Origin of the sequence: Ilumatobacter sp. (assembly GCF_049588435.1) — a bacterium.
In the GTDB taxonomy this organism is placed as follows: domain Bacteria; phylum Actinomycetota; class Acidimicrobiia; order Acidimicrobiales; family Ilumatobacteraceae; genus Ilumatobacter_A.
Genome location: NZ_JBAVYV010000019.1, coordinates 1 through 6,774 on the forward strand (window position 1 = coordinate 1; position 6,774 = coordinate 6,774).

Consider the following 6,774-nt stretch of genomic DNA (forward strand, 5'->3'; position numbering starts at 1 on the left):
ATCTCGGTACGAAACGTCATCGCCCGATCGTGCCATGTCCGCCCGAGCGTTACGTAACGGGTCAGACCCGTTACGTAACGCCGACGGCACGTCAGGACGGGATGGGGACGTCGGGGTCGCGTCGGTACAGCGCCCAGTACTCGTTCGAGTCCACCAGGTCGAACGCGGGCTCGACGGTGATCCAATCCTCGGCCGGGAACGTCGTCGGACCAGTGCCCGGAATCGGCAGCACGATGTACTCGACACGTTCCGCCCGATCCTCGATCCGCGGCCCCTCGACGTTTCCGTTCGGTCCGTACAGCACGGACCGGAACGGAACCGGGAACTGGTAGATCTCCGAGCGGTGGGCAATGTGCGGGGTGATCCGATAGTGCGCCGAGACGATCGCGTCCTCGGGCACCTCGTCGATGATCTCGCGGGCGGCGACGGCCCAGTCGTTCGACGGATTGCCATGGAACAACTCGGTTCGTCCCCAGGGAACCGGCGCCCACAGGTACGAGGTGACGACGGCGGTGATCGCCACGATTCCAACGGCCAGCGAGCGCACCTCGATCGTCCATCCACCGACCCGCCCGGTCTCGCGCATCGCCCCGATTCCGTACACCGTGCCCAGCGCCAACGCGGGAACGGCGATCAGCGAGTAGTGGTACGCGATCTGGTACTGGTACCAGAACGTGCTGAGCACGTTCGTGAACAGCACGAGCGCGCTGATCAGCGCAACCGACGGCAACCGGGCGAACATCCAGGCGAACGGCGCCGTCATCTGCACCAGGTACCAGGGTCGGTCGTCGCTGCGGAGATGTCGGACGAGATCGGTCGGGTTGGTCAGGGCGGTGTCGATCACTCCCCGGGGCCCGCCGAACGGGATCCGCCACCCGTTGCGGGTGGGCACGCCGATGAGGCTGCGCATCACGACCAGCATGGCCACGGCCATGAACGCGAGGCTTCCGATCACCGTCGCCAGCCCGATTCGCCAACTGCGCTTCAGACCGACCCAGATGCCGAGCGGGACGAGGACCAGCGAGGCGTCCTCCTTGACCGACAGCGCGAGGACGACGAACACGGCGTACGTCTTCCAGCGGCGATCGAGGGCCGCCCAGATCGCGAATCCGACGAACACACCGAGGTACGAGTCGGGGTGGAAGTTCTCGAGGTTCGTCCAGCCGACGGCGGGGTGGATGAGATAGGCCGTCCCCAACACCACCGCCATCCACTCGCTCGCGAGACGCTTGCGCGCGTAGAGGAAGATCGGGATCGCACCGGCCCCGATCGCCGCCGACTGGCTGAAGAACAGCACACCCGCCGACGGCCAGATCCAGTAGAACGGCACGAGCAACACCAGGATGAACGATGCGTGGTCGCCGAACAGGTTCCGCCCCATCAGCGTGACGAACGGGGTGTCGAAGCGCGACAGCAGCCAGACGCCCTGGTCGTAGAGTGCCGAGTCGTAGGTCGCGGTCCCGAGCGCGTGATGGATGTCGAGCGTTCGGCGCGTGAAGTACGCGACGTACCCGATGACCACCGCCGCCATCACGATCTGGGCGGGTGTGATCCGCGACCACCGGTCCCGCCAACGCGGTCCGTCGTCGGAAGGCCCGGGGTCGGTGGCCTCCTCGACGAGTTCGGTCATCGCCTCAGTCTGGCGCGCGTTCAGGAACGCAGGTCGGCGACCAGCGCAGCGAGCACGCCGTTGACGAACCGTCCGCTGTCGTCGGTCGAGAACTGTTTGACCAGATTGACCGCTTCGTCGAGGACGACCGCGGTCGGTACATCGGGGCGCTCGGCGAGTTCGAATGCGCCGATCCGCAGCACGTTGAGGTCGATCACCGGCATCCGCGCCAGCGTCCACCCGGTCGCCCGTTCGTCGATCGCCGCGTCGAGCCGATCGCGATGTTCGGCGACGCCGCGCACGATCGTCTGGGTCAACTCGTCGGGCGCCAACACCTGGAGTTCGAGTGCCTCGACCGGGGTGATCCCCTTCGATTCTGCCTCGTACAGGAGGTATAGCGCTCGTTCACGTGCATCCGACCGTTCGTCGGGACGGGGAAGTGACGCCATCAGACGCGGGTCATGTACTCGCCGGTGCGGGTGTCCACGCGCACCTTGTCGCCGGTGTCGATGAACAACGGCACCTTGATCTCCTTGCCGGTTTCGAGCGTCGCCGGCTTGGTGCCGCCACTCGAACGGTCGCCCTGCAACCCCGGCTCGGTGACCGCGATGGTCAACTCGACCGACGCCGGGATCTCGACACCGATGATCTCACCGTTGTAGAACGCGATCTGCGCGACCATCTGCTCGATCAGGTAGTCCTTGGCCTCGCCGAGCGCGACCTCGGCGACGTTGGTCTGGTCGAACGTCTTGGTGTTCATGAACACGTAGTCGTTGCCGTCGTGGTACAGGTACTGCATGTCCTCGCGCTGAACGATCGCCTGCTCGACCTTGATGCCGGCGTTGAACGTCTTGTCGATCACGGCACCGGTACGTACGTTGCGGATCTTGGACCGGACGAACGCGCCGCCCTTGCCCGGCTTCACGTGCTGGAACTCGACGACCTGGAACAGGTTGTTGTCGAGCTCGAGCGTGATGCCGTTCTTGAGGTCGTTCACGGAGATCTGGGGCATGTTCAGTTCAACTCTCGCTTGGGCGAGTGCGTCAACACTCGGTAGCCGGGATCGGTGGGGGTGTTCGGCGTGGTGACGAGGAGGAGATCCTCGATCCGGAAACCACCGAATCCGCCACGATAGAGGCCGGGTTCGACGGTCACCACGTAGTCGGCGAGGATCGAGTCGGTGCTGACCGGCGAATGGAACGGCGTCTCGTGGATGTCGAGGCCGACGCCGTGGCCCGTGCCGTGGATGTACCAGTCGAGGTATCCGGCATCGTCGAACACCTCCCGGCAGGCCGCATCGATGTCACTGGCGCGGGCGCCGGGGTGCGTCGCGTCGAGGCCGGCCTGTTGAGCTGCGACGACGAGAGCGTAGATCTCGCGCTGTTCGGCGGTCGCTTCGCCCATCACCCACGAACGGGTCATGTCGGAGTGGTAGCCGTCGACGAGCGCTCCGACGTCGATGATCACGGTGTCGCCCTCGATGATCGTGCGTCGGGATGCTCCGTGGTGCGGCCGGGCCCCGTGGTCCGGGCCGCTGGCGACGATCGTGTCGTAGCTGCGGTCGTCGGCCCCGAGCCGGATCATCGAGTGCTCGAGCTCGGCGCGCACGTCGAGTTCGGTCATCCCACAGAGGTTCGCTTCGACGTCGGCGAGCGCGGCATCGGCGATGCGCGCCGCAGCGTCGATGCGGGCGACCTCGGCCGGGTCCTTCGTTCTCCGTGCGAGCTTCACCGGCGACGGTCGATCGACGAGGTCGACGTCGGCGGCCAGTCGCTGCCATGTCGCGTGGGGAACCGATGACGCATCGAGTCCGATCGGCTGATCTCCGAGCGTCTCGACGAGACGCTGGTGGAGCTTGGCCGCCTGCTGTTCGACGATGACGGTGGCGCCCGTGCCTGCCGTCTCGGCGCGCGCCTTGTCGCCGTAGCGCCCGTCGGTGCCGACGATCAGCTCGTCGCATCGCGCGATCGCCCAGCCGTTCGATCCGTTGAATCCGGTGAGCCACCGGACGTCCGTGAGGTCGGTGTACAGCGTCGTACCGTCCGCGGCGTCACAGATCCTGCGTGCCCGGTCGGCATGGTCGATCGCCGGCAGGTCACCGATCAGGTCATCGATCAGCTCGTCAACGGGCTCGGTCATGCCAGGAACCTCTCGAGTGCGGCGCGGACCGGTCGTTCGTCGACGCCGGCCACGACCTCGACACCGGCGGGACCGTCGAGTGCGAAGGTGAGACCGTCGAGGGCCTTCTTGTCGCGTCGCATGAGGGCGACGAGCTCATCGATCCCGAGCCCGTCCGGCGGACGGGTCATCAGGTCGTACTCCCCCGCCACGACCGCTCGGTGCTCGTCGACCCGGGCGGCATCGATGCGGTCCATCTCGAACCCCAACTCGGCGGCGTAGATCAGACCGATTGCGACCGCTTCGCCGTGCGCCAGTTCGTGGTCGGTCGCGGTCTCGAGCGCGTGGGCGAGCGTGTGGCCGTAGTTGAGCAACGCCCGGCGACCGCCCTCGCGTTCGTCGGATGCCACGACCTCGGCCTTGATCTCGACGCAGCGCGCGATCCGCTGTTCGAGGTCCATCGCCAGCAGATCGTCTCCGGTCAGGAAGTGGTACTTGGCCATCTCGCCGAGGCCACAGCGCATCTCGCGTGGCGGCAAGCTGTCGAGCGCATCGAGATCGCAGATGACCCCCGACGGTTGCCAGTATGCACCGACGAGGTTCTTTCCCTCCGGCAGGTTGACACCGGTCTTGCCACCGATCGCTGCGTCGACCATTCCGAGCAGCGAGGTCGAGACGTGGACGACCGGGACGCCACGGTGCCACGAGGCGGCACTGAAACCGGCGACATCGGTGACCATTCCGCCCCCGACGCCGACGACGAGGTCGTCCCGGGTCAGCCCCATGCCGGCGAACGAACGCATCAGTGTCTCGATGGTTCCGAGGGTCTTGTTCGCCTCGCCGTCGCCGATCTCGAACACCTCGACGGATCGCTCGCCGACGTGCTCGGCGAGGTCGCGGAACCGGCTCGGGATGCCCGCCTGGGTCACCACCGCGATACGGCGGGTTCGCTGCGGGATCAGGTCACCGAGCTGCCCGATCGCCTCGTTGCCGACCACGACGTCGTACGCGCGGTCGGCGAGCGGAACGGTCACCCGGCGCATCGCAGCACCGCCCCGGCGACGTCGTTGACCGAGCGATGGTCGACCGACACGATCGCGTCGGCCACCTCCTGGTACAGGTCGGTGCGCTCCTCGTACATCCTGCGCAGCGTCCCCTCCGGATCTTCGTCGAGCAGCGGTCGGTGCATTCCGTTCTTGACGCGATCGAGCAGCAGGTCGACGTCGGCGAGCAGCCAGACGACGTGCGCGCCGTCACCCTTCAGAACATCGCGGTTCTCGGCGCTGAGGACCACTCCCCCCGCCGCCGCGATGATCGACGGCCGATCGGCACCGAGCGCATCGGCCAGCACCTCGGTCTCGAGCGCACGGAACGTGGGCTCGCCGTCGTCGTTCCAGATCTCTCGAACCGTGCGACCGGTGCGCTCCTCGATCAGCTCGTCGGAGTCGAACAACTCTCGGTCGAGACGACGTGCGAGCACGCGTCCCACCGACGACTTCCCGGCACCCATCATGCCGACCAACACGAGGTGCCGGTCGGTGCATGTGCTCACAACGTGGCCGCGAACGACTCGGCGTTGCGGACGAATTCATCGACCGAGTCCCCACCGAATTTCCGCTGGGCCTCGGCGGCCAACGTGAGCGCCACCATCGTCTCGGCGACGACTCCCATCGCGGGAACCGCGGTCACATCGGTCCGCTCCTTGAACGACACGGCCGATTCCTTGGTCGCCGTGTCGACGGTCTCGAGTGTCGGCTTGTTGAGCGTCGCGAGCGGCTTCATCGCCGCCCGGACGACCAGCAGTTCGCCGGTGGTCATCCCACCCTCGGTGCCACCCGCGAGGGTGCTCCCACGGCGGTAGGTGCTGTTCTCGGAATCCCACGAGATCGGGTCGTGAGCGTTGCTCCCACGGCGTCCGGCCACGTCGAATCCGTCTCCGATCTCGACGCCCTTCACGGCCTGGATGCTCATCACGGACTGGGCGAGCATCGCGTCGATCTTGCGGTCCCAGTGGACGTGCGAGCCGAGCCCGACCGGAACGTTGAATCCCAGGACCTCGACGACTCCACCAAGCGAATCGCCGTCCTTCGCACAGGCCTTGATCTCCGCGATCATGTCGTCGGTTGCCGCGATGTCGAAACAGCGGACCTGGCTCTCGTCGACACGGTCCAACTCGGCGGGGGTGGGCCGGTCGGCCCCGTCGGGCACACGAACCGAACCCATCTGGATCACGTGCGACAGCACCTCGACGTCGAGCGTGCGCAGGAGCTCCTTCGCGACCGCTCCCGCAGCCACTCGCGCAGCGGTCTCACGTGCGCTGGCGCGCTCGAGTACGTCGCGAGCGTCGGTGAATCCGTACTTCTGCATGCCCGTGAGGTCGGCGTGACCGGGGCGAACCTGGGTGAGTGGCGCCGCCGTCTCGCCGGGCGCCGGATCCATCTCGTCGTGCCACTTATCGCTGCGGAACCACTCGCTGTTCTTGATCTCGATGGCGAGCGGAGATCCGAGGGTGCGACCGTGCCGCACGCCGCCGATCAGGGTCAGTTCGTCGGCCTCGAAACGCTGGCGTGGACCACGTCCGTATCCGAGGCGCCGTCGGCCCATCTCGGCCTGGATCTGCTCGACCGTGATCTGCAAGCCGGCGGGGAGGCCCTCGATGATGACGACGAGTCCCTGTCCATGCGACTCGCCGGCCGTCAGATACCTCAGCATCCTGCAATCCTACCGCCGACCCTCATCCCGCTTCCCGGTCCCACCAGCCCCCGTCACCCCGGCTCCAACCCCATCCCCCACGCCCCCGGACCCGGCTCCAGCGCCTCCACACCACTGCGGCGAATTTCGGGGAATCGCGACGGCACGCGTCCCGATCCCTCGCAATTTCGGGAATGGGACCTCGCCGTCAGGAAATTTCGACCCAACGAGACGGTGGGCGTCACGATCCGGCGAAATTTCCGAACCTGCCCCGGGCCGGGCCGAGACACAGCGCTTCAGGGGCGCGCGGCGAGGGCGGCTTCGGCTGCGGCGCGCATGGCGACGATGTCGATGAC

At 66.9% G+C, this 6,774-nt stretch carries 7 protein-coding genes; all 7 read right to left on the bottom strand.

Translation table 11 applies throughout. From position 1 onward, the window contains the following. Positions 1–91 precede the first annotated feature (91 nt). The 7 genes from WBV89_RS00530 to aroC are packed head-to-tail and all read right to left on the bottom strand — an operon-like array spanning position 92 to position 6,439. Complete coding sequence (locus WBV89_RS00530) at positions 92–1,630, bottom strand: DUF2079 domain-containing protein (protein ID WP_423979392.1); 1,539 nt, start codon at positions 1,628–1,630, stop codon at positions 92–94. A gap of 20 nt (positions 1,631–1,650) precedes the next feature. Next, the gene (nusB, locus tag WBV89_RS00535; protein WP_423979393.1) at positions 1,651–2,058 is read right to left on the bottom strand and encodes a transcription antitermination factor NusB; all 408 of its coding nucleotides are present in this window, start codon (positions 2,056–2,058) and stop codon (positions 1,651–1,653) included. Next, a complete protein-coding gene (gene efp, locus WBV89_RS00540; RefSeq protein WP_423979394.1) occupies positions 2,058–2,621 on the bottom strand; it encodes an elongation factor P in 564 nt (187 codons plus the stop codon). The genes nusB and efp overlap by 1 nt, the downstream gene beginning before the upstream one ends. A 2-nt stretch (positions 2,622–2,623) precedes the next feature. Continuing rightward, positions 2,624–3,748: a M24 family metallopeptidase gene (locus tag WBV89_RS00545; RefSeq protein ID WP_423979395.1), complete on the bottom strand. Its 1,125-nt coding sequence runs from the start codon at positions 3,746–3,748 to the stop codon at positions 2,624–2,626. Beyond that, a complete protein-coding gene (locus WBV89_RS00550) occupies positions 3,745–4,770 on the bottom strand; it encodes a 3-dehydroquinate synthase family protein (protein WP_423979396.1) in 1,026 nt (341 codons plus the stop codon). The genes WBV89_RS00545 and WBV89_RS00550 overlap by 4 nt, the downstream gene beginning before the upstream one ends. Next, positions 4,758–5,279, bottom strand: a complete 522-nt coding sequence (locus tag WBV89_RS00555; protein ID WP_423979397.1) for a shikimate kinase — start codon at positions 5,277–5,279, stop codon at positions 4,758–4,760. Before WBV89_RS00555 ends, WBV89_RS00550 begins: the two co-directional genes overlap by 13 nt. Further along, the gene (aroC, locus tag WBV89_RS00560) at positions 5,276–6,439 is read right to left on the bottom strand and encodes a chorismate synthase (RefSeq protein ID WP_423979398.1); all 1,164 of its coding nucleotides are present in this window, start codon (positions 6,437–6,439) and stop codon (positions 5,276–5,278) included. Before aroC ends, WBV89_RS00555 begins: the two co-directional genes overlap by 4 nt. Between the last annotated feature and the right edge of the window lie 335 nt (positions 6,440–6,774).